Source organism: Bacteroidia bacterium (genome assembly GCA_023228875.1).
In the GTDB taxonomy this organism is placed as follows: Bacteria; Bacteroidota; Bacteroidia; order NS11-12g; family UBA955; genus JALOAG01.
The window spans coordinates 182,395-207,143 of sequence record JALOAG010000001.1; the positions used below are offsets into that span (position 1 = coordinate 182,395).

Consider the following 24,749-nt stretch of genomic DNA (forward strand, 5'->3'; position numbering starts at 1 on the left):
ATGTTTGGGATATTTTATAGAATCGGGATTGAACTGTATTTTTTGCTGGTACGTATCGTTTCGTTTTCTAACAAAAAAGCATCCTTGTTTATCAAAGGCAGGCAATCTATATTCTCTACACTTGCAACCTTAGAACCAAAAACATATCGCAGGATATGGTTTCACTGTGCTTCCTTAGGTGAATTTGAGCAAGCTAAACCGATAATAGAGCAACTCAAAACACAACAGCCTCATATTTTTATTGCAGTTTCTTTTTTCTCTCCGTCCGGTTTTGAACCCTCCAAAAATTATCAGCATGCAGATTGGGTTGGATACATCCCTAAGGATACATCCCGCAATGCCAATAGGATTATTAGCTTGCTGCAACCGGATTGTGTTGTTTTTGTGAAGTATGAAATCTGGTATTTTCTACTCAGAGAACTCCACAAACAAAAGATAGCAACCTATTTAGTTTCTGCAAAATTTAGAAAAGGAGGCTTGCTTAACCCATACATAAAATCCTTTTTCTTGCCTTTGCTCAAGGGTATTAAAAAAATCTATTTACAGGATGTCGGTTCGTACCAAATATTGAAAGATGAAGGATTGAAACAAATTGAAATTTCGGGAGATACCAGAGTGGATAGGGTGATAGCGTTGGCAGCGCAAGAGTTTGATACAACGCAATTTGAAAAATTTGTACAACACTCAAAGGTTTTGATTGGAGGAAGCACCTGGCAACAAGAAGAGGATTTGTTGTTTGAAGCTATGCAAACATTACCGGAGTTCATAAAATTAATTATTGCTCCGCATGATATAAAACGAAGTAAAGATATTGCACACAAGTTTGAAAAATTTGGCGTGGCTTTATTATCACAATGGCAGCCGGATGGTCAAGTCAGAGTAGTCATTGTGGACAGTATTGGGCAGTTGTCAAAGCTGTATAGAATAGCCAATATTGCATTTATAGGCGGGGGATTTAATAATAGCTTGCATAATATTTATGAACCTGCTGTGTATGGTATTCCTGTTTTGTATGGAAATAATACACCCAAATTCCCGGAAGCGGATTTGTTTTATAAGAATGGAATGGGGTTTCCTATAAGAACAGCCGGAGAACTTTACAAGCTCACCTTGTCATTAGATGATTTTTACAAAACAGTAAAAAGCAAGTCCGCTCAATTCTTTGAGAACAATAGGGGAGTCTGCACCACAATCTCTACGGAGTTGTTACAATAAGTATCAGTATAGAAAATATCTAACTATGGTAAAATCATCACATTTGCCTACTTTTGCAAGACGTTATAAATAGCACAAAACAAGTATGGAATTAACAGGTAAAATCATCAAAATACTTCCTATGCAGACAGGTACAGGAAAAAATGGCGAATGGAGAAAACAAGAGTTTGTCATTGAAATACCGGGCACTTATCCTAAAAAAGTTGCATTGTCAGCATGGAACGAGAAAGCACAAGATGTTCAGTCAATTGGATTAGGTCAAGAAATTAAAGCTCAAATAGATATAGAATCAAGAGAGTATAATGAAAGATGGTACACCGATATCAGGGCATGGAAAATTGACAGAGCAAGTGGACAGAATGTAGCTCCTGCTGCAACAAACACCACAACCAATTCCACACCGGCAAATACAAACTCTCCTTTTGATGCAACACCAAGCCAAAATGCAAATCCATTTGGTGATAGTGAACAAAGTCAGGAAGATGACCTGCCTTTCTAAGACATTTATTTAATCTTATTTTCAATAATAGGGAGCATTAAAGCTCCCTTTTTTGTTGTATTGGGAAATATAAAGAAATAGTTCTGTTGACACTGAAAATAAATTAGTTGTCCATAAAGTACCTTATGCTACAATTGCATTATAAATTAAAAAAATACATACTATGAAAAAATTTTATTTTACACAACTGTTTGCAGCAACTTTAATGTTTGTTGCAGTTAACTTTACTTCATGTAAAAAATATGAAGAAGGTCCTTCAATGAGTTTGCGTTCCAAAAAAGCGCGCTTAGCCGGTGAATGGAAATTGGATAAAGTCATTTATAATGGGAAAGATATTACCAGTGAATTTCTGCAATTGATGGGTACGGTTGAACTTAATATTGAGAAAGATGGAACTGCTGAAATGTTTTATGGCACTCAAAGAGATGAAAGTACTTGGGAGTTTAATTCAGGAAAAGACAAAGTAATTTTCACTGATACAAGAGACAAGGAAACAACAACATTGACTATCCTACGCTTGACTAATAGTGAGTTCTTTGCAGAGGAAGTTGACGATAGCGATAAATATCGTTGGGAGTTTAAATCCAAGTAGTATTTCCTTCAGTTGAACAATTCAATGGCGATCTTTCAGGTCGCCATTTTTATTTTTGTACTATGCGAACTATCTATACAGTGGGTCATTCTACACATAGCATAGATGAGTTATTTATTATGTTACAATCTGTTGGTATTGAAACTTTAGTTGATATTAGAAGTCTTCCCGGCTCTAGGAAATTTCCATGGTTTGACAAGGAAAATTTGGAAGTTGTATTACCTCAACATGGTATTGCATATTTGCATTTGTCCGCATTAGGTGGACGAAGAAAAGTCAAAAAGGACTCGCATAATACCCGTTGGCATCATAAAGCTTTTAGAGGTTATGCTGACTATATGGAAACTCCGGAGTTTGTCAATGGAATTCAGGAACTAGAAGAGATTGCCTCTAAGTCAAAAGTGGCTATCATGTGTGCTGAGGCAGTTTGGTGGCGTTGCCACCGCTCAATGGTGTCTGATTATTTAAAAGCAAAAGGATGGGAAGTACTGCATATTATGAATAAAAACAAAGTGCAACAACATACTTTTACCCAACCTGCAAGAGTGGAGGGAAACTCCGTGTTCTATTGTGATTAAGTAGTATCTAAGCGCATCCTAATCTTTATTAATATTGCAATTCTAAATTTTCAATATGGCGAATGAGTTTGTTTTGGATGCAAGAGGCATTACGAAGAGATATGGTAATTTTACTGCACTCAACAAGGTTGACATTCAAGTTCCTGCGGGTACAATTTTTGGATTAATGGGTCCGAATGGAGCAGGCAAAAGCACTTTTATCAGAATTGTAAATAGAATTTTGATGCCGGATGAAGGGCAGATTTTTATTCATAATCAGCCTCTTGCAGAGAAGCATGTGCTCAACATAGGGTATTTGCCTGAAGAGCGTGGTTTATATAAAAAAATGAAAGTGGGGGAGCAGTTACTGTATTTTGCACAATTGCGAGGTTTGCGACCGGAAGAAGCCAAACGTAAGGCTAAAGAAAAACTCAAAGATTTTGAAGCAAAAGACTGGTGGGATAAAAAAGTGGAAGATCTTTCAAAGGGCATGCAACAAAAGGTGCAATTTGTGTCCACCATACTCCATGAGCCGGATTTAATTATTCTGGATGAACCTTTTTCAGGTTTTGACCCGCTTAATGCTGATTTAATTAAGAATGAAATAATAAAATTGAAAAACAAAGGAGCGTCTGTAATCCTTTCTACACACAGAATGGAGTCAGTCGAGGAACTCTGTGAACACATTGTACTCATCAATCAATCAAAAGTTGTTTTGCAGGGAAAAACTATCGAAATCAAACAGCAGTATAGAGAGCATGTATTTACGGTTAATTTTCGTGGAGAATTACAAGCAAACAACAGTTTTGAAATGCTGGATTTGCAACAGGATGAAAGTGTAAATATTGCTACAATCAAAGCCCAATCCGGTGTGAGTAACAAAGAGTTAATTCAACAATTGGTGGCACAAGTAGAGTTAATGGAGTTTAAAGAGCAAATTCCAAGTATGAATCAAATATTCATTCGTTCAGTAAAAGAAACAATATGAGACAAGTATTTATCATTTTAAAAAAAGAATTTATTAGCAGGGTAAAGAAGAAGTCTTTCATTGTTTCAACGTTGTTATTACCTTTTATCATGCCTGCATTTTTATTGCTAATTGGCTATTTAAATTCGAAAGAAAAGAAAGATTCGCAACCTAAGCAGGTATTGGTATTAGACAAAAGCGAACACTTTGTTTTTACTAATTCTGAGGGATATAATTTCGAAAAGACTTATGAAGAGTTTGGAGCAGCCAAAGCTCATTTTGCTGCTTCCGATTATTTTGCCTTTCTCTATATCCCTCAAGAGGGTGCAGAATCCAAAACAGGAGTTACGCTGTTTTCAAAAACAAATTTGAGCCTAGTTGAATCCTCTGCTATCAAGGCTATTATTGAAGGTCAAGTTCGGGAGGGAAAAATTAAACAGTATCAAATTGATAGTGCTGTTTTAGCATTGCTTCAACCAAATGTCAAACTCAATGAAATCAAACTGACAGAAAAGGGTGATGAAAAATTATCTAGTTCTACGCTCTCTTTTGGGATTGGATATGCGCTTAGCATGTTGATTTATATGTTTGTATTGATTTATGGCTCACAAGTGATGCAGTCTGTAATTGAAGAGAAGGCTAGTAAAGTGATCGAAATTATTGTGTCTATTGTCAAACCTATACAATTGATGATGGGGAAGGTTTTTGGCATTGCTTCGGTTGGTCTTTTTCAGTTTATTCTTTGGGTGTTGTTATTTGTGGTCTTTTCAATGGCATTTATGTCCTATTTACCCCAAATAATGGATGCGCAGAATTTGGGGCAAGAACAATCATTGCAACAAGTGGACGTGTCCGGAATGGCGAATTCAACAGATTGGATGCAAGTGTTGTTTGAAGTGCCGTACATGAAAATTATGCTTTTGTTTCTGTTTTATTTTCTTTTTGGTTTTTTGCTTTATGGGGCAATGTTTGCTACTGTAGGTTCGGCAGTGGATACACCGCAAGAAGCACAACAATTTGTTCTGCCAATTACCATTCCCATGCTGATTTCAATCATTGGTTCTATGGGATTCATTCTTCAGAACCCAACCGGAGCGGTGAGTTTTTGGCTGTCTATCATACCTTTTACATCACCTATTTCGATGATGACACGCATTGCATTTGATGTTTCTTGGTGGGAATTGCTGTTGTCTATGGTTTTATTGGTACTGACGACCTTTTTTATGCTTTGGGCTGCCGGTAGAGTATTTAAAGTAGGCATTCTTTCACAGGGGGCTAAGGTGGGATATAAAACCTTGCTAAAGTGGTTTTTAAAAGGTTAATTACAGATTGTTTGCAAAGCGGTTAATACTTCTTTAACAGTGCATACAGGTTAAAATCGCCTTTTTGTAGTTGCGAAGTAATTTCATTTTCTAATCCGGCTCTGGAAACATCTTTCATTCTTTTCTCCGCGATTAATTTCCAAGCCCTTTCGGCAAGCAAGGTTGCCTGTTTTTCTTTTGTTTTTTGTGAAACAATATGTTTGTCAATGGCTATGGATAGTTGTTCTATACCAATGTTTTGTGTAGAAATGGTTTCGATGATAGGAGGATTCCAATCTGATGTTTTTCTGTGATTAAGAGAATTTTGAAGGAACACATGAAACTTGGCAGCACCTTCTCTATCAGCTTTATTCACTACAAAAATATCTGCAATTTCCATGATACCGGATTTAATGGCTTGAATATCATCACCGGCTTCGGGAACTAAGACAAGAACAGTTGTATCGGCTAAGCCCGCAATTTCTATTTCACTTTGCCCGACTCCCACTGTTTCTATAATAATCCTGTCAATATTGGCATTGCGCATTAAATCTGTGGCTTCGACAATCCGACTTGCCAATCCTCCCAATGCACCCCGCGATGCAAAAGAGCGGATAAAGATATTTTTGTTAGTAAATAAACCACTCATGCGCAACCTGTCTCCCAACAATGCGCCTAAATTGAAGGGTGATGAGGGGTCTATTGCCAAGATAGCGACTTTTAAATTCAATGTTTTAGCCCAGTATTCTGCTAAGCAGTTGATTAAAGAGCTTTTTCCGGCACCGGGTGGACCTGTAATTCCAATGACAGGAATGTGAGCATTGGGTTTTAGTTTTTCCAAAACCGTCTCAATTCCCTGATGTTCGTTTTCAATCGCAGTAAGAAGTTTGGCAAGCGCACGAATATTGCCGTTCTGCATGGATTGAAACAGGTTGTCAAAGTCTTGATTGTCCTTGCTCATTGCGTGGCAAAAATAGTCATAAAAGGAGCGGTTTGAAAGATAATGTAGGTGGCAATCTGAAATAATCCTTTAACATTATAAAAAATCTTTATTTTCGCTGCCTTTACTGAGTGAAAATAGATTATGCGAGGCTACAAATTTTATAATAACTTGTTTGGCGCAATTGCCGGACTTATTGCACTGATTACTTATCAGCTTACTATTGAACAGTCAGTTAGTTTGTGGGATTGCGGAGAGTTTATTGCTGCTTCATACAAACTGATGGTAGTTCACCCACCCGGAGCTCCTTTCTTCTTAATGTTAGGAAGGATATTCTCCATGTTTGCACCAAGTCCTGCCGATGTTGGTTATTGGGTTAACACCATGAGCACTATTGCATCAGCCATTGCGGTTTTATTTACTTTTTGGATTGTTACCTATTATGCAAAGAAACTCCTAACCCAAGATGGCTCTGAGTTGACAACAGAGAAGTTAGTCTTGATTTTTGGTGCCGGATTTGTTGGTTCACTCGCCATGACTTTCATGGATTCTTTTTGGTTCTCTGCGGTTGAAGCCGAAGTGTACGCTTTGTCATCTTGCTTTACTATGGTTACATTTTGGGCGGCACTCAAATGGGAAAGCAGTACCAGCAAACATGCTGATAAATGGTTGGTTTTGATTGGATTACTTATCGGATTGTCTATAGGTACCCACTTACTTAGCTTACTTGTTATTCCTGCTGTTGCCTTTATTTATTACTTCAAAAAGACAGAAAACCCTACATGGAAAGGCGGTATTATTGCTTTTGTTATCGGATTTTTGATTTTGACTTTTATCCAAAATTTGATGATTCCGGGTATCCCCAAATTAATGTCTTTGTTTGATTTATTATTTGTAAATACCTTAGGCTTTGGATTTCAAACCGGTAGTGTGGTTGCGATTTTACTCATTGTAGCTGTAGTAATTGCCGGTATTATTATCTCTGCTAAAAAAGGCAAAAGACATTGGAATTTTGCTTTTGTAACTATTGCTTACATCTTGCTTGGATATTCCAGCTATGCTATGGTAGTCATTCGTTCAAGCCAGAATCCTCCTATTGATATGAACAATCCGGCAGATCCTTTTAACTTATTGAGTTATATTAATCGTGAGCAATACGGAGACAGACCACTGTTGTATGGTCCTTATTTTAATGCGGATGTAATTGATGTGGAACAAGGTGCTGCTATTTGGGCAAAGGGAGATAAGAACTATATCAAGGTGGGAAATAAGCAAGATTACAAGTATGAAAAAAACATGCAGACTTTCTTCCCAAGGATGGGCGATATGCAAAAAGATGGTAGCGCGCAAGGATATAGACTTTGGGGTGGAATGGCAGATGTGCAAAACAGAATTGACCAATTAACACAACAACTCAATTCGACCCAAGACCCTAAACAAGCTGAGCAGTTAAGAAATGACTTGGCTCAATATGAAAAGTTGAAACCCTCTTTTTCTAATGACTTATCTTTCTTTATGAACTATCAGCTTGGTTATATGTATTTCAGATACTTTATGTGGAATTTTGTTGGAAGACAGAATGACCAGCAAGGACATTATTTCAATAAAGAATTAGATGGAAACTGGATTAGCGGTATTTCATTCATTGACAATATGAGATTAGGTCCTCAAAGCAATATGCCGGAGGCGATGCAATCAAATTTTGCCAAAAACAAATTCTTCTTCTTGCCTTTGATATTAGGTATTCTCGGAGCTGTTTTTCAATACAAAAACAGCAAAAATGATTTTATTGTTAACCTGATTTTCTTCCTATATACAGGCATATTGATTATTGTATTTTTAAATATGCCTCCTTATGAGCCACGAGAAAGAGATTATGCGGTTGTTGGTTCCTTCCAGGTATTTTGTATTTGGATTGGTTTGGGTGTACTAATGTTATATCAATTGCTTAAAAAGTATATCAGTAACGGCAGAATGGCTGCTATAACCGCTTCAAGCGTTTCAATATTGGCTGCACCGGTATTAATGGGTGCACAAGGTTGGAATGACCATGACCGTTCAGGAAGAAGGTTGGGTATTGATTTCGCAATTGATTATTTAGAGTCTTGTGCCCCCAATGCGATTCTGTTTACTAATGGAGATAACGATACTTATCCTTTGTGGTATGCTCAAAATGTGGAAGGTGTAAGAACTGATATCCGTATTATCAACATGAGTTTACTGCCAACCGACTGGTATTCCTCAATCTTGCTTGATAAAGTGTATCAGTCTGATTCATTGCCTTTGACTTTCTCAAGAGAAGATTTGAGAGCCGGAAATAATGAGTTTGTGAGATACTATCCGGGAAATTATGACCAAGAAAAGTTCTATCCTTTGAGTGATGTAATGCGTTTCATCCGCGACCCTGAACAAAGAGTAACCGATCAAAAAGGTAATAATATCAACTATTTGCCGGTTCAAAATTTCTCTATTAAGGTAGATAAACAAGCTGTGATAGAAAGCAATGTCGTACCTATGGAAGATACAGGAAATATTGTCGAAGAACTTCGCTTTTCGTTTAACAGACAATATATGCACAAAGGGGATATGGTTTTCTTTGATTTGATTTCAAACAATGCCAAAACTGGATGGAAACGCCCGATATACTTCACTACCACAACAGGCAGAGGAGCATATTATGGATTAGAAAAATATTTCCAATTGGAAGGATTGGCATACAGACTTGTGCCTATAGAAAACCGTCCTCAAAGTGGAACTCCTACAAGACTCGCAGAAGAAATTTTATATAAGAACCTGATGGAGAAATTCAAATGGTTTAATATGAAAGAAAAGAAGAACTTCTTTATGGATGAGAAGTCCATTTTGGTTCCTCAAAATCTTCAAAATGTGTTTGTTCAGTTTGCAAGTGATTTGGAACAAAAGAACAGAAATTACAGAACTGAGTTGGGAATGCTTGAAAACCCGGTTGAAGGAATGCCTGCAATTCCTGAAGGAAGACAAGAATGGCTGACAACCAGAGTGAATCGCAATAAAGAGTGGGCGGCTAAGTTATTGGATAAGGTGTTTGATGTAATCCCTGAATCAGTATTGCAAATGCGCAGTCAAACAAAGTACTATGCTGCTCTTACCTATTATGATATAGATGAAAAAGAAAAAGGAGTGCACCACATGACCGAGTTATATAATCGTAACCTGAGCATGGTTAAGTACCTCCATCAATTTGAAGGAAGAACACAGTTTACGCCTTATGCCATGAGTATTTATGCTGAGGCTATTCAGTTTATTGACCTTGCAAAGCAAGCATTTGAGAAATGGGGTATGGAGGATATGAAGAATAAGATTGATGCAGAAAGTGCTCAATATCGTGAGTTGGCAAAACGACTCGGTCTTACTAATTAAAGCGAATTTTTTTGATACAAAGCAGGCTGTCTTCAAAGACAGCCTGCTTTATTTGATAAAGAATCTAAAGCGCTCCCTCATCAGCAAAGCTGTAATAATGCTTGTGACCAATAATAATGTGGTCTAATAAAGTAATTTCTAAGAATATACATGCTTGTTTAATTTTCTGTGTTAAAGCAATGTCTTGTTGGCTGGGAGTAAGATTTCCCGAAGGGTGATTATGACATAGTATTAAACCGGACGCATTGTCTTCCAACGCTTTCCTTAATATCTTTTTAGGGTCAGCAACTGTGGCTGAAAATCCTCCCTCTCCAATGCGAATTTCGCTGATTACTTTGTTTGCTCGATTGAGGGTGATAATCCAGAATTCTTCATAACTTAAATCCTCAACTTTGTTTTTTAGATATGTATAAATGTCTTTGCTGCATGTGATTTTTGCTTTTTGTTTTACCTCTGCAGCTTCGCGCCTGCCGCCCAATTCGAGTGCAGACAAGATGGTTATAGCTTTGACAAAACCTATTCCTTCGGTCTTTTGTAAATCTTTGATAGACAACTTTGCCAATGCATTCAAATCGTCATTCACAAGACTGAGTACTTTGCGTCCGATCTCCACTGCATTTTTTTTCCGAGAGCCTGTCCTGATAAGTATCGCAATCAATTCAGCATTACTCAGAGTGTTCTTTCCGCTGCGCTCAAATTTTTCTCTGGGTTTGTCATCATCTGCCCAGTGTTTGATTGTTGTCATTTTTCAAAAATAATCAATATGTCGAATCTAAAAAGTGATTGATAAAGATAATCTGACATGATATGAAAGTAAGTTGTAAGTTTGTGGAGTTTAAAAAATTAAAAATCAATTATTATGGCATTCGAATTAACAAAACTACCTTACGCGTTTAACGCACTAGAACCACATATTGATGCACGTACAATGGAAATTCACCATGACAAACATCATGCTGCTTATGTAAACAACCTCAATGCTGCCATTGCAGGCACTGATGCAGAATCAAAAACAATTGAACAAATTTTGGCAAATGTGAGCAAATACAGTGCTGCTGTTAGAAACAATGGCGGTGGACACTATAACCATGATTTATTCTGGAAAATTATGACCCCCAATGGAGGCGGGCAACCAACAGGAAAACTGGCTGAGGCTATAAACAATGATCTTGGCGGTTTTGATGCTTTCAAAGAAGCATTTAGCAAAGCTGCTGCAACACGCTTTGGCTCCGGTTGGGCCTGGCTTTGTGTGTCCGGTGGCAAATTAGCAGTTTGCTCTACTCCTAATCAAGATAACCCATTGATGGATATCGCTGAATGTAAAGGAACTCCAATTTTGGGTCTTGATGTTTGGGAACATGCATATTATCTTAACTACCAAAACCGCAGACCTGATTATGTAAGTGCATTTTTTAATGTTATTAATTGGGCAGAAGTAAGCAAACGATACGAAGCTGCACTTTAAATAATGTGTGTTTTTGTTTATAATACAAAAAGCCTCTCGGAAAGTTCCAAGAGGCTTTTTTGTTGTGTGTAACATCAATCAACACTTAAAATATGCCCTTAGAATGAAGCCATGATGTGGGACTTCATCTAAAATCAATTGAGACAGATAATAAATTGTATAAATGTAATTCGTTTCTTTTGTAATGAAAGGAAAATAGGCATTTGCCTTTGATATCTGAGGGTTATTTTTTTTCAGGATTGTCTTTTCCGCAAGTTTCGCCTGGTGCACTGCCACAGAAACTGCAAGTTCCTTCTCCATCATTGAGCAATGGATTGGCAGAAGAACAACTTTTACGCACTTCACCACCCTTTATTAAAATGGCTCTAATGCCGATTCCTGCTGCCGCAAGAATAGAAATTGCAATAGCAAGTATGAGCGTTATCATTAAAGTGTTTGACATAGTGCATACAAAATTACATCATTTTGCATTACATCTGAGCTCAATACACAATCACCGGTAGATTCAAGATAAACAGAAACCAATAAAGAAAAGCCGGCTTGAATAGTTTGCCATTAGAGGAAGGAAAGGTATAGAGTATAGTTAGGTTTATAAAAAAATCAGTGGGCTTAACAAGGCATCAAATTAGCTTCGGTAGCTGCAAAACAACTGATATTTACACCCATGTAAACCTAAAAATCCTTTTAAAACATCAAAAATCCGTTTAATTGTCTAGTCCTAAAATAGGTTTACACCAAAACGTGTAAAAATGGACAAAAAAAGTAAAGTCATTTCAGGACTAAAAACTGGAAAAAGCATCATTCAAAAGCCGAACAAGTATTTTAGTGATTCGGAGAAACATCACATTCTACGAGAATTACTTGAATCGGGTTGTACTAAACGAGAGATTTGGGAAAAATATACCGGACAGGAATAAGAACACGGTCAGCTACTTCGTTGGATGCGAGAATTAGGTTACGATAGTTCTGTTAAAACCAGAAGGCCTAATTTTACAGCCAATAATACTGATATGGTTATGGCTAAAAAAGTAAAAGTGGAAGATAAAGTAATCGAAGCCTTTGAAACGCTTCAGTTGAAAAAAAGAATAGCGGAGTTAGAAAACCGGCTCAAAGATGCTGAGATGAAAGCTATTGCATTTTCTACAATGGTTGATATTGCAGAAAAAGAATTTAATATTCCTATCCGAAAAAAGTACAATACCAAACCATTGAAGAAATGAAAAACAACTTTCAGAATATAGGATTTGCCAAGCTATGTTCTTGGTTTGGTATCACTCGACAGGCATATTATCAAAACTCGTGGAAAGCCATAGATACTACTATTGAAGAAGAATTAATACTGCAACAAGTAAGACAAATAAGGGCAAATCATCCAAGATTAGGAACGAGAAAGCTCTATGACAAACTTCAACCATTTATGCTTGAAAATGGGATTAAAATAGGTAGAGATGCCTTGTTTAATCTACTTGCAGCCAATTATTTATTGATAAGAAAACGAAAGCGTAGAATAACAACCACCAACTCCTATCACTGGCTTAGGAAATATCCTAACCTGATAAAAGGCTTTGTCCCGACAGCACCCAATCAACTTTGGGTAAGCGATATTACTTATTGGAAAATTAATCCTCAAGAACACTTGTATATCAGTTTTATTACTGATGCGTATTCTCATAAAACAGTCGGTTATCAAGTAGCTGAAACATAGAAGCCATTGAGAGTATCCAAGCCCTGCAAATGGCTCTCTCTGCCTTTAGAGGGGCAGAGAGCCATTTGCCACTCACGCATCACAGCGACAGAGGCATACAATATTGCAGCAAAGAGTATGTAAAGCTATTGCAGGATTACAACATACAAATCAGTATGACTGAAAACGGAGATCCTTTAGAATTAAGCGAAGCGAATCACGAATACCATTGAAAAAACAATAAAAACAAAATGAGTAAAATGCCATTGCAGAAAGAGTAAACGGAATCATCAAAGAAGAATATTTAGATGCTTATGAAGTCAATAATATCAAGGAAGCCAGAGAATTATTGGATAGCGTAATAAACCTTTATAATGACGACAGACCTCATATGAGCATCAGTAACCATACACCCAATCAAGTACATCATTCACAAAGCCCACTAAAAACAGAGAAATTATGGAAGAATTATTATCTGAAAAAAACTATATTCGTAAACCAATGTCAGGACTAAAAAACAACTGTAAACTAATAATAGGATTTAACCTGTAACCTGTAAACTTTTTTTAGGACGAGACAGCCCGCATTGGCACATTTGGGGTTTGCTCTACCGCACAACCCGACCCACTGCAAACCCCAAAAGAGCCAATTTTTCCGACCCGCAATAAAGTGGTCTTAATAGATTATTTACCGGCAAAAGTTGATATATTTGCACCAAATGCCGATTGATATGAGCAAAAAAGCAATCAACAGATTAAAAGCAGTTTTAGCAGAGCAGGGTAAGACAAACAAATGGCTTGCTGAAAAGCTCGACAAAAACGAAACGACCATTTCCCGGTGGTGTACCAATGAAACACAACCTTCAATGGATACTTTTATCGAAATAGCCAAACAGCTGAATATAGATGTGAAAGAACTTATTAACTCGACAAAAAAATAAGCAGGTATGCAGAATCAAAAACAAAATATAACTTTTGACAAAATACCTGTTAACCCGGACTGGTGTTTCAAAAATGTTCGCTCTGTTGAACAATGGACACATGGCTACCACAGGTATCCGGCTAAGTTTCTTCCAAACTTAGTTAAAAAGCTAATTGAAGAATATACACAAGAAAACGACTTGGTAGCGGATTTGTTTGCCGGGTGCGGAACTACACTTGTGGAAGCCAAGGTTCACGGAAGAAAATCTATTGGGGTAGATATTAACCCGGTTGCCGAACTCATTACCAAAGCGAAAACAAATCCGATTGAGCCAAATAAATTGGAAAGACGATTCAACTTAATCGTTGAGAGCTTTGATACATTCAGGCTAAAGGATTATACAGACATAGCCGTACACGAACGTATTGATTACTGGTTTAGCAAAGAACACAAAGCAAAAATTGCTTTTTTGTATGACAAAATATTGACAACACGAGACAGAACAGTAAAAGACTTTTTGCTTGTGTCATTGTCGCATATTTTAAAAAATTGTTCAAAGTGGCTGCAATCAAGCACCAAGCCACAGGTTGACCCAAAGAAAAACCCAACCGACCCTTTTACAGCATTTCAGGTTCACACCAGGCAAATGATAAAAAAGAATGCGGAGTTTTATAAACAGCTTTCTGAAAATAAATATTTAAAAACCAAGTGTGAGATAAGACTGGAAGATGCAAGAAAGACATCTATCCGGGCAAACTCGGTAGGAGCTATCATTACCTCACCGCCTTATGTAACCTCTTATGAGTATGCCGACATACATCAACTTACCGCATATTGGTACGAATACATTACCGACCTTTCAGGATTTAGAAAAAATTTCATCGGTACATTTTATTCTTTGAACCAAGAAACCCAAAGTGATTCGGAACTTGCACAAAAAATTATTAACGACCTTCTAAAGAAAGACAAGCGTACCGCTAAAGAAGTTGCCAACTATTTTAAAGATATGCAGGCAGTAGCAAAAGAGATGCACCGTGTTTTAAAGAAGAACGGACACGTTTGTTTAGTGATTGGCAACACCACTTTCAAAAATGTAAAAGTAAAATCAGCAGAAGTTTTTGCAGAAACACTTACTTCCTTGGGGTTTGAAATGGTTGAAATAATTAAGAGAAGTATCCCCTATAAGCTTATCCCTACAATCCGGGATAAAAAATCAGGCAGATTTTCCAAACTCAAAAATAAAGACAGCAAATTGGTGTATCCTGAAGAATACATTTTAATCGCTAAAAAGAAATAACATGACATCTTTAGATAACGTAGGAACAGTAATTGACAGCATACCTGTTGAAATAAGCTATAAAATTATTGAGCTTTTTTCTGCCGGTCTTTATTCAAGCCCGAACAAGGCTTTTGAAGAATTGGTAAGTAATTCTTATGACGCGGGAGCAACAAAGGTATCTGTATATGTTCCGCTTGACAAAACTTTATCTGATTCCATTTTATGGGTGGCCGACAATGGGACTTCGATGGATAAAGATGGGCTAAAACAATTTTGGAAAATTGGTTCGTCAAACAAGAGAGATGCCGAAAATCTGGAACGGCTACCTATTGGAAAATTCGGAATTGGAAAGCTTGCTACATACATTCTCACCAATAAACTAACATTGATTTGTAAAGCTATTGATGGAAAATATTATGCAGTAACAATGAATTATTCTACCATCAATAAGGATTCAACGGAAACCATATCCCTTGATGAAAAAGAGCTAACATTAGATGAGGTTAAAACTATATTGTCCCCATTGATTAAGAAAGGCAGTCAGGATTTATTGACTTTCAAACTATGGGATGATAATTGCGAAAAGACATGGACTTTTGCAATACTATCCGATTTAAAAGCAAAGGCATCTGAAATTAAAGATGGAAGATTAAAGTGGATATTAAGTACGGCATTGCCTTTAAATCCAAACTTCAATCTAAGCTTTAATGGTTCACTTATTCAATCAAGCAAAGAAAATATTACACCGTGGAAAACGTGGGTATTTGGTGAAGATGATGACGTGGCAAAAAATCCGAAATACAATTATGAAGTAGGAGAATATAAGGAGAACCCATGTGTTCACTTACCCAATCTTAGAAATGTAGTTGGAAAAATAGACCTGTATAGAGATTCACTTCTTACCGGAAAATCAGAAGAATTAGGTAGGAGTAACGGTATTTTTCTGACAGTAAGAGATAGGTTGATAAACATAGATGACCCTCTAATTGGAATGGAAGCCCTTTCTCACGGGGTATTTAATCGTGTGCGAATTTCTGTTAATGCCGATGAATTAGACGACTACATTACTTCTACAAGAGAATCAATTAAATCATCATCTGCTCTTGAAGACTTACGGGAGTATATAAAAAGAAAGTTTAGCCAAACTAAGGATTGGTATTTTGCTACCATAGAAGCAGAAGAAAAGCAAAACAGAGCTTCACATAAAATCGCTTATGCTTCTGCAAGCTTGTCAAGAAGACCGTTAATAGTGGTAGCTAAAAAATTTCTTGAGGGAGAATTAACCGATTTAGTGCTGACAGACATACCCAATAACCTTTCAGCACAGGAAAAAACAGATTTAATAACCCGGCTTGAAAATGATTTAACCACCGATAAAGGTATTATCCAGAAAGTTGAATGGGTTACTTTAAATCCGGAAGACCCAATTGCAAAATTTGAGATGATGACAGGTTTTGCAAAGATTAATTTAATGCATCCATTCTTTGCCAATTTTTTAGACGAAGTAAAATCACTTTTGCCATTTCAGCTTATTGCTTTGACAGAAATTCTAACAGAATGTTTTTTGCTTGACAGTGGCATTAGTCAGGATGAAGTAAAAGACATAATGTTTAAGCGTGATGCAATATTGCGTGAACTTACTTTCAGCGATAAGCCTAATGCTCCTTTTGTTGCTTCTTTATTAAATGCATCACTCGGAGATTCTTCCGGTTTAGAAAAATCAGTAGCACAGGCTTTTAATTCTTTAGGCTATGAATGTACGCCAATAGGTGGAAAAGGTACTCCTGATGGTAAAGCAGTTGCATATCTTGGTCCTATAAATTCACCGGAAAACTATTCTATTACATATGATGCCAAGAGCACTGCAAAAGATAAGATAAAAGCAACTACGGCACATATTTCGGGAGTTGACAGACATCGAGATGATTATAAAGCAAACTATGCTTGTGTTGTCGCAATTGATTATGAAGGTGCAAGCGACCCAAATTCAGCAGTAAACAAAGAAGCTAAAAAGCATAAAATAAATCTTATCAAAGCAAGCGACTTAATGGTATTGGTTTTGTTATCCAGTCCGAAACAGGTTGGATTAAAAGAGTTGAAAGATTTTTTTGAAAACTGCCATACCGTTATAGAGACTACGGCATGGATTGAAGCCCTAAAATCAAAACAAGTAACCAGAGGCCCGATAAAAGAGTTACTTGAAGAAGCATTTAGCTATATCAAATCAGATACAGAACAACCAAATCTTTATGCTTTGAGAGAAAGAAATCAAGAATTGAAAAAGCACAGCGTTGACAGTTTAAAAACATTGGTTCAAAGCATTGAAAGACTTGTCCCGAATTATATCAGTATATCACATGACAATATAGTGAATCTAAATGTGCCACCTGATAAAATACTTAATGCAATTAATCAGGCTTTTGCTACTGATGTTCCTGTCGAGTTTCGGGATATATATGTAAATGCTTTTTCATCGAATAAACAGGATTAGACTAACACATGCCAACATTACACTGGATAGGAAAAGATAAGGTAATCAATCATCACATGGATGTTCCTTTTAAAGTATTGGAGCATTCCTACGGCTTTGACAATGGCAAACAAACCACCGAAGAAACCAAAAGCGGAAACAAAATCATACATGGCGACAACTTGGAAGCCTTAAAAGCTCTTCTTCCTGAATACGAAGGAAAGATAAAATGTATTTACATAGACCCGCCTTACAATACAGGAAACGAAAGTTGGGTATATAATGACAATGTGAACGACCCAAAAATTAAAAAGTGGCTTGGGCAAGTTGTTGGCAAAGAAAGTGAAGATTTGAGCCGACATGATAAATGGCTTTGCATGATGTACCCACGTTTAAAATTGCTTCATAAGTTATTGGCGGATGATGGAGCAATTTTTATTTCAATAGACGACAATGAACAAGCTAATCTGAAATTGGTTTGTGATGAAATTTTTGGCGGTGCAAACATAGTTTCAAATATGATTTGGCAGAAGCGGAAAGGTGGCGGGAATGACTCATTTTATGTAGCTGTTGACCATGAATATTTATTATGCTATGTAAAAGATAAATCATTTCAAAAGGAAAAATGGAGAGTTGCTTATGAAGGTGATTATTTGAAAAGATACAAGGAAAGTGATAATGACGGCAGATTTTATTGGGACACATTGTCAAGACCTGGCTTAAATAACCCCATAATTTATGATGTGGTTTGTCCAGATGGTTCAGTCATAAAAGATGGAACTTGGCAAGTTTCAAAAGCTACTTTTGATAGTGAATTAGAAAATGGAAATGTAAGTTTTATCCAAAATAAAAGTGGCGGATATACTGTAGTAAGAAAAGTAAGAATGCCTGAAGGGAAAGTATTTCGTTCAATTATTAATGATACAACAAATAAAGATGCAGCCGATGAAATGGAAATTTTATTAGATAGCAAAAAGGGATTTTCGACTCCAAAACCTACTAAACTTATTGACCATGTGCTACAACTTGTGACAAATGAAAACTCAATCATTCTTGACAGTTTTGCAGGTAGTGGAACAACGGCTCATTCAGTACTACAACTCAATTCAAAAGACAACGGTAATAGAAAATTTATACTCATTCAGGTAGACGAAACTGATAAGAAAGGGCAACCTATTGATATAGCCGAAACAATCACTGCCGAAAGAGTTAAAAGAGTTATCAAAGGTTGTGGAACAATAGAAGGCACAGGCGGTAGTTTTGACTTTTACGAATTAGGGCAACCCATGTTTTTAGAAGATGGTAATTTAAACGAATTGGTAGGCATTGATAAAATACGCAAATATGTGTATTACACCGAAACCAAAACGCCATTAACTGAAACAAAGCACAAAGACAATAAACATTTCTTGGGCAAACATAATGATACAGCGTATTACTTCAACTACGAGCAAGACGAAGTAACCACCTTAGACCACGCTTTTTTAGCCACCATGAAAACCAAAGCAGAGCAATATGTGATTTATGCTGATAATTGTTTGCTTACTAAATCATTCATGACGAAGCATCACATTATTTTCAAAAAAATACCAAGAGACATAACAAGATTTTAAACGATGGAAAAATTAATAAAACCGGAATATTTCAAAACGTGGAAATCTATGTTGGACATAGATATTCAAAAGGAATTTTCCGCTATTGAACAAATAGCCTTAGAGCCTCATAGCTTTACATTCTATACTTCTGTTTCGGTAATGTCTTCTTCAAAAATTGAAGGCGAACAAATGGAAGTGGATAGCTATGTAAAGCACAAAATGCTGAATGTAGAATATTTACCGGAATTGACCGAAAAGCCGAACGATTTGTACAACGCTTATCTGTATGCAAAAGAAAACAAGCTGAATCAAAACAATTTCTTGCAGGCACACGAACTAATTGCTGCCCACCTGTTGCCCGAAAACCAAAGAGGAGCTATCCGAAAAACGGAAATGCTGGTAATGGAACATAAAACAGGAAGAATACAATATGAAGCAGCGCCATTAAGCATGGTAAAAGACAGTTATTCCGCATTGTGGAGCGAAATTGAAGTTCTGCTAAAACAAGAACTGACCATTGAAGAAGTTTTTTATTATGCCTCGTTCATTCATTTGGCATTTGTAAATATTCATCCGTTTGGAGATGGCAACGGAAGAATTTCCCGGTTGCTCGAAAAATGGTTTTTAGTAGAAAAATTAGGCGAAAGAGCATGGTACATACAATCGGAAAAATACTATTACAAAAACGTAAACGATTATTATAAAAACTTGGCAAGATTGGGCTTGTTTTATGAAGCATTGGATTATGAAAAATCAGTACCGTTCTTACTTATGCTTCCTCAATCATTAATTTTTGAAAAATAAACAATGGAATTAAAACCATATCAGCAGCAGGTAATCAATGACCTTTCTTTGTTTTTGGAACACATACAGGAAACCAAAGACACGAAAGATGCATTTTATAATTTTTGGGCAAAGCACCCAAGAACACCTCTTTTCCCTTTTTCAGGAACTGCTATTGAACCATACAAAAACAATGTTCCCCGTGTTCCACACATTTGCGTAAAAGTTCCTACGGCAGGCGGAAAGACATTTATTGCCTGCAATGCCATTAAAACCATTTTTGACGCATTTGATTATGACCGACCTAAAGCGGTGGTTTGGTTAGTTCCTTCCATTACTATTTTAGACCAAACCATCAAAAATCTAAAAGACCCTTCGCATCCTTACCGACAAAAAATCAATTCACATTTCGGCAACAAGGTAGAAGTATTTGACAAAGCTGCCTTATTGCAGGGAAGCGGGTTTAATGCCACTTCGGTAAAAGAGCAGTTAAACATTATGGTGTTTAGCTTCGACAGTTTGAGAGCCAAAAATAAAGAGGACAGAAAAGTATTTCAGGAAAACGGTAATCTGCAATCCTTTGAAAATCTGTTAGGAAAAGACACTGAAATTACGTTGGGGTCGGTAATTAAATACTTAAATCCATTGGTTGTGGTGGACGAAAGCCATAATGCAGAAAGTGATTTGAGTGTGGACATGCTCAAAGAAATAAACCCTTGTTTCATTCTTGACCTTACCGCAACTCCAAGAAACAACAGCAACATTATCAGCTTTATTGATGCCCTGGAATTGAAAAAGGAAAATATGGTAAAGCTTCCTGTCATTGTGTACAACCATCAGGATAAAACAGAAGTAATCAATTCCAGTTTACAACTTCAAAAGCGTTTGGAGCTACAAGCCATTGAAGAAGAAAAGAAAGGCGGTAAATACATTCGTCCAATCGTTTTATTTCAGGCACAGCCCAAAAACGGTAAAGACTTTACAAACGAAGAAGAAGAAAAAACGAATGTTCAGAAACTCAAAGAAAAACTCATTGAGTTAAAAATTCCTGCCGGACAAATAAAAATCAAAACGGCAAACATCAATGAAATAAAGGGTATTGACTTGATGAGCAAAGATTGTGAAGTGCGTTACATCATTACTATAAACGCACTAAAAGAAGGTTGGGACTGTCCGTTTGCTTACATCTTAGCATCATTGGCAGACAAAAGTTCGGCAGTGGATGTTGAACAAATTTTGGGCAGGGTTTTACGCCAACCTTATGTAATGAAACACAACTTTCCACTACTGAATTTGAGTTATGTTTTAACAGCATCTTCAAAATTCCTTGACACATTAGACAACATCGTAAAAGGTTTGAACAAAGCCGGTTTCAGTGAAAAGGATTATAAACTGGCAGACCCTGACATGTTAGAAGAAGCAAAGAAACAAGACCCATTGCAACAATTGACCGCTTTCGCCACAAGTGAAGAAGCTACGGAAGATATTACTTCTGATATTGACACAACAAGAATTTCTGTTCCTTCTGAAACAGCTACGCCAAACACAACAGTTTCAGAAATTGAACAAACAGCGATACAACAAAATGAGGCATTTGAAAAAACGGTTTCAGAAATGGAAGCAACCAACACAACGGCTTTACCAAACGAAATACAACAGCTTGTGAAAACATACAGCATAAAAGATATTTTCAGGAAACAGGCGGAAGAAATAAACTTACCACAGTTTTATCTGAAAGTTCCTGCCAACGATTTATTCGGGCAAAAGGAAGAAGAGTTGCCTTTGGAAAAAGAAAACTTATTAGAAGGGTTTGCATTAAGTAAGGCAGATACAAACATTGCTTTTGACAGCATTACTTCTGAACTCTACAAAGTTGACTTGGACGAAACCAAAAAAGAACATACGCCAACTTTCGTAAGACTTGACGGTGATGTTAAAGAAAATATTATTGCCTACATTTTAGACCCCTCACGAAAAGAAAGCCGGGTAAAGAACTTTACAAAACGTATCATGGATATTATCGGGAATATGTATCCAATTCCCGACAAGGAAATTGAAAAATACATCAACCGGATTTTAGAAGATTTCAAAGACGAACAATTTAACGATTTTGCTAATAACGAATACACCTACACCGACAAGATAAAGCAGAAAATCAAATCGCTTTCAGAAGCATTTGCGGAAAAGAAGTTTAAAGACTTTTTGGATACGGACAAAGTATTTATCAAATCCTCTTTTACCTTACCTGTAAATATTGCACCCGGAGAAGTTGCCAAAGACATGCCTAAAACTCTTTATGAGAAAGAAGGCAAAATGAATGGATTTGAAGAAAGGATAATTAATGAAATTGCGAACTTGAATAACATTGCTTTCTGGACAAGAAACATTGAAAAGAAAGGCTTTAGGATTAACGGATTTGTAAACCATTATCCTGATTTCATCATTCAGACAAAAAGCGGAAAGACTATTTTATTGGAAACAAAAGGCGACCATTTGGACGCAGAACAAAAAATAAGACTTGGCGGACTTTGGGCAAGTAAAGCAGGTAATAATTACCGTTACTTCATGGTTTACGAAAGGCGTACAGTTGACGGAGCATATAAACTGGATGACTTTTTGAATATTATAAAGGACATTTAGCCCATGCACAGGTGTAAGCACATTTGCAAACCGCTACAAGCCAACCCGCAGACCAAAGTTTGCAAAAGAGCTTCCACCTTTACCGCCCAAGAAAAATTATTTTTTAAAATCTCCTTCCCTTCTAAAAATTTTAAAACCGCCACCGCACAGCCGCCACAGACAGACCAAAATACAAACCTGACAATGACAGCGAACAACACGGCAGACAAGGACTTGACAACACGGTGGATAAAACGCCAGCACCTAACAAGGGTAGCTGTTTCACAACTCTCTAAAAAAAGAAAAAAACATCAAAAACGGCTTCATTAGAAGCGTTTTAAGCACACTTGTTTTTTCAACTATGCTTTTTAAGTTGGTTTTTTGGGTGGTTTATATAGGAGTTGTGAGCGTTGTGATGTAGTCAATAAAAAAACGAAAGGTGTTTTGCGCAGTTGCCTCTATTTTTTGCATGGCTCGCGCTATGCTGTATCAAGGGTTTGTGATAATAAGCGATAAAAAATGTCAGTTGGTACCAAGCTGTCAATGCTTACTTGATACAACATTTTTGGTTGAATATCCTTACGTCCCTGCATGCATCAAAGATAAGAAAAGAAATTTTTAAGGCAAAATATACGACACTGACAATCAATTAATTATGCACACTTATTGCACTTTTGTTAATACATGCATAATTGATTTATATTTGCCTAATGAAGTTATGGGTGTGGTTGTGCAACAGGCACACGGGTTGGCGAAATGGCGGGTGATGTGGTTAATTGAACTTTTGTGTTTTCTACTTACATTTGTGCTTGCCGACAGGTTAGTGCTTCTAATGCCCCGCCTGACAGCAAGCCGCGAACCGTTATATGCTATGGGAGAACAACCCAACATCAACAGACAAACCAATAGTCCGACTCAGTAAAAATAAAAAAAGTCCACCGCACAAGAAAGGAAAAATTTTAGTCAATGGTATTGGCACATTTTGATTTGCCCCAACACACAAGCCGACCCTTCGACAAAACAAAAAGAGCCAATCCAGATCAATCAATCTCCCATTATTTAGATATTAGAAGAATAAATGAATAACTAATAGAAATTGAGTGCCGTGAATTAATTTATGTAACCAAATCTTAATTTCTACTCAATAAGCCTGTAATAAGTACTATCTTCTTTTGCATTGAATTTAAAAACAAAATTTAATGAAAAAAAGAATGATTCTATTAGGTTGTGTACTGACATTGACCACAACTATTTACGCACAACAGCAGGAAACTGATTCAATTCAACAATTAAATCAAAGAATGCAATCCTTAGAAAAGGAAATTAAGATCATGAAACAAGTCAAATTTTCAGGCTACATTCAGACACAGTTTCAGTGGGGAGAAAAATTAGCATCATTGAAAGTTGGAAATAGCAATATAGATACCGACCATAATTTCAATCGCATTGGAATCAGACGTGGACGAGTTAAAATGGAATACGAAAAAGGAATAATCTCAGGTATTTTCCAAATAGATTTGACTGAAAAAGGCTTAGGATTGAAAGATGCATATGTATCTATAAAAGACCCTTGGCTTGGAAGTAATTCGTTTAAAGCAGGGATATTCAATCGCCCTTTCGGCTATGAAGTTTCTTATTCATCTTCAAGAAGAGAATCTCCCGAACGAGCAACTGTGATTACAACTCTATTTCCAGAGGAACGAGATTTAGGAGTAATGATAACCTTGCAAGCTCCAAAAGAATCCTCTGTAAATTTCCTGAAATTAGAAACTGCACTAATAGCGGGAAATGGAATCAAATTAGATATGGACAATCGAAAGGATTTTATCGCACATTTATCAGCCAACAAAATCTTTAAAGAAAAAATTAAGTTTGGAGGAGGCATTTCCTACTATTTAGGCAGTACTTACCAAGGCTCTACAAGTATTTTCAAAATGAGCGGTAAGGAATTTATTGAATATAATGATTCTTCTAATTTCGGAGCTTTTGCCAAACGAGAATATTTTGGGCTTGATTTGCAGTTTGAAGCAACTACAAAATTAGGAAAAACAAAATTATTCGGAGAGTATCTTTTCGGAACACAGCCAGGAAATAATAGTAGTTCTAAAAGCCCCAATTACTCGACCTTGCCAACGAGCGACACCTACATCAGAAACTTCAATGGATACTATTTCACATTCGTACAAGACCTAGGAAGTATCCCTTTATCAGTCGTTGCAAAATATGATTTTTATGACCCAAACACCAAAGTCGCTAAAAATGAAATTGGAATGAATAGAACAGGTAAAGGAGATATTGCTTATACAACAATCGGAGGCGGTTTATTGTGGCAGGTAAATGACAACCTGCGATTAACCGCTTACTTTGATTGGATTAATAACGAAAGGTCTTCTAACCTGAATGGTTTTGAAAAAGATATAACCGATAATGTTTTCACTTTGCGATTACAGTATAAATTCTAAA

The 24,749-nt window shown here is 36.7% G+C and carries 21 protein-coding genes; 18 read left to right on the forward strand and 3 right to left on the reverse strand.

Going from position 1 to position 24,749, the window contains the following annotated elements; all coding sequences use genetic code 11:
- From M0R38_00840 to M0R38_00865, 6 genes are all read left to right on the forward strand, one after another.
- Positions 1–1,215 carry a 3-deoxy-D-manno-octulosonic acid transferase gene (locus M0R38_00840; GenBank protein ID MCK9480290.1) on the forward strand — a complete coding sequence of 405 codons (1,215 nt, stop codon included), beginning with the start codon at positions 1–3 and terminating at the stop codon, positions 1,213–1,215.
- An 85-nt stretch (positions 1,216–1,300) separates the two neighbouring features.
- Positions 1,301–1,714 carry a DUF3127 domain-containing protein gene (locus M0R38_00845; protein ID MCK9480291.1) on the forward strand — a complete coding sequence of 138 codons (414 nt, stop codon included), beginning with the start codon at positions 1,301–1,303 and terminating at the stop codon, positions 1,712–1,714.
- 163 nt (positions 1,715–1,877) lie between these two features.
- Positions 1,878–2,306, forward strand: a complete 429-nt coding sequence (locus M0R38_00850) for a lipocalin family protein (protein ID MCK9480292.1) — start codon at positions 1,878–1,880, stop codon at positions 2,304–2,306.
- 62 nt (positions 2,307–2,368) lie between these two features.
- A complete protein-coding gene (locus tag M0R38_00855; protein MCK9480293.1) occupies positions 2,369–2,884 on the forward strand; it encodes a DUF488 domain-containing protein in 516 nt (171 codons plus the stop codon).
- A 55-nt stretch (positions 2,885–2,939) separates the two neighbouring features.
- Entirely contained in the window at positions 2,940–3,851 is a 912-nt protein-coding gene (locus tag M0R38_00860) for an ATP-binding cassette domain-containing protein (GenBank protein ID MCK9480294.1), read from the forward strand.
- Positions 3,848–5,152 (forward strand): ABC transporter permease, encoded by a 1,305-nt coding sequence (locus tag M0R38_00865; protein ID MCK9480295.1) that lies wholly within the window; start codon positions 3,848–3,850, stop codon positions 5,150–5,152. Before M0R38_00860 ends, M0R38_00865 begins: the two co-directional genes overlap by 4 nt.
- A 22-nt stretch (positions 5,153–5,174) precedes the next feature.
- Here M0R38_00865 and meaB read toward each other — a convergent pair whose 3' ends face one another.
- Positions 5,175–6,092 (reverse strand): methylmalonyl Co-A mutase-associated GTPase MeaB, encoded by a 918-nt coding sequence (meaB, locus tag M0R38_00870; protein MCK9480296.1) that lies wholly within the window; start codon positions 6,090–6,092, stop codon positions 5,175–5,177.
- 123 nt (positions 6,093–6,215) lie between these two features.
- Between meaB and M0R38_00875 the strand changes: the two genes are divergently transcribed.
- Positions 6,216–9,470: a DUF2723 domain-containing protein gene (locus M0R38_00875; GenBank protein ID MCK9480297.1), complete on the forward strand. Its 3,255-nt coding sequence runs from the start codon at positions 6,216–6,218 to the stop codon at positions 9,468–9,470.
- 64 nt (positions 9,471–9,534) lie between these two features.
- Here M0R38_00875 and radC read toward each other — a convergent pair whose 3' ends face one another.
- On the reverse strand, positions 9,535–10,215 hold the full coding sequence (gene radC / locus M0R38_00880) for a DNA repair protein RadC (protein ID MCK9480298.1): 681 nt from the start codon (positions 10,213–10,215) through the stop codon (positions 9,535–9,537).
- Between the two features lie 114 nt (positions 10,216–10,329).
- Between radC and M0R38_00885 the strand changes: the two genes are divergently transcribed.
- Positions 10,330–10,935 (forward strand): superoxide dismutase, encoded by a 606-nt coding sequence (locus tag M0R38_00885; GenBank protein ID MCK9480299.1) that lies wholly within the window; start codon positions 10,330–10,332, stop codon positions 10,933–10,935.
- A gap of 223 nt (positions 10,936–11,158) precedes the next feature.
- Here M0R38_00885 and M0R38_00890 read toward each other — a convergent pair whose 3' ends face one another.
- On the reverse strand, positions 11,159–11,377 hold the full coding sequence (locus tag M0R38_00890; GenBank protein ID MCK9480300.1) for a hypothetical protein: 219 nt from the start codon (positions 11,375–11,377) through the stop codon (positions 11,159–11,161).
- A gap of 499 nt (positions 11,378–11,876) precedes the next feature.
- On the opposite strand from M0R38_00890, the gene M0R38_00895 reads away from it, so the two are divergent.
- The 10 genes from M0R38_00895 (at position 11,877) to M0R38_00940 (ending at position 24,748) form a co-directional block, all read left to right on the forward strand.
- Entirely contained in the window at positions 11,877–12,155 is a 279-nt protein-coding gene (locus M0R38_00895; protein MCK9480301.1) for a hypothetical protein, read from the forward strand.
- Positions 12,152–12,640, forward strand: coding sequence for a hypothetical protein (locus M0R38_00900; GenBank protein MCK9480302.1), 489 nt, complete (start codon positions 12,152–12,154; stop codon positions 12,638–12,640). The genes M0R38_00895 and M0R38_00900 overlap by 4 nt, the downstream gene beginning before the upstream one ends.
- 29 nt (positions 12,641–12,669) lie before the next feature.
- Complete coding sequence (locus tag M0R38_00905) at positions 12,670–12,852, forward strand: DDE-type integrase/transposase/recombinase (GenBank protein ID MCK9480303.1); 183 nt, start codon at positions 12,670–12,672, stop codon at positions 12,850–12,852.
- Between the two features lie 497 nt (positions 12,853–13,349).
- On the forward strand, positions 13,350–13,559 hold the full coding sequence (locus tag M0R38_00910; protein MCK9480304.1) for a helix-turn-helix transcriptional regulator: 210 nt from the start codon (positions 13,350–13,352) through the stop codon (positions 13,557–13,559).
- Between the two features lie 6 nt (positions 13,560–13,565).
- Positions 13,566–14,837 carry a site-specific DNA-methyltransferase gene (locus tag M0R38_00915; GenBank protein MCK9480305.1) on the forward strand — a complete coding sequence of 424 codons (1,272 nt, stop codon included), beginning with the start codon at positions 13,566–13,568 and terminating at the stop codon, positions 14,835–14,837.
- A 1-nt stretch (position 14,838) separates the two neighbouring features.
- On the forward strand, positions 14,839–17,310 hold the full coding sequence (locus tag M0R38_00920) for an ATP-binding protein (GenBank protein ID MCK9480306.1): 2,472 nt from the start codon (positions 14,839–14,841) through the stop codon (positions 17,308–17,310).
- 8 nt (positions 17,311–17,318) lie between these two features.
- On the forward strand, positions 17,319–18,902 hold the full coding sequence (locus M0R38_00925) for a site-specific DNA-methyltransferase (GenBank protein MCK9480307.1): 1,584 nt from the start codon (positions 17,319–17,321) through the stop codon (positions 18,900–18,902).
- A gap of 3 nt (positions 18,903–18,905) precedes the next feature.
- Positions 18,906–19,688: a Fic family protein gene (locus M0R38_00930; protein MCK9480308.1), complete on the forward strand. Its 783-nt coding sequence runs from the start codon at positions 18,906–18,908 to the stop codon at positions 19,686–19,688.
- Between the two features lie 3 nt (positions 19,689–19,691).
- Entirely contained in the window at positions 19,692–22,307 is a 2,616-nt protein-coding gene (locus M0R38_00935; protein MCK9480309.1) for a DEAD/DEAH box helicase family protein, read from the forward strand.
- Positions 22,308–23,485: 1,178 nt separating this feature from the next.
- A complete protein-coding gene (locus M0R38_00940; GenBank protein MCK9480310.1) occupies positions 23,486–24,748 on the forward strand; it encodes an OprO/OprP family phosphate-selective porin in 1,263 nt (420 codons plus the stop codon).
- Position 24,749: the final 1 nt, after the last annotated feature.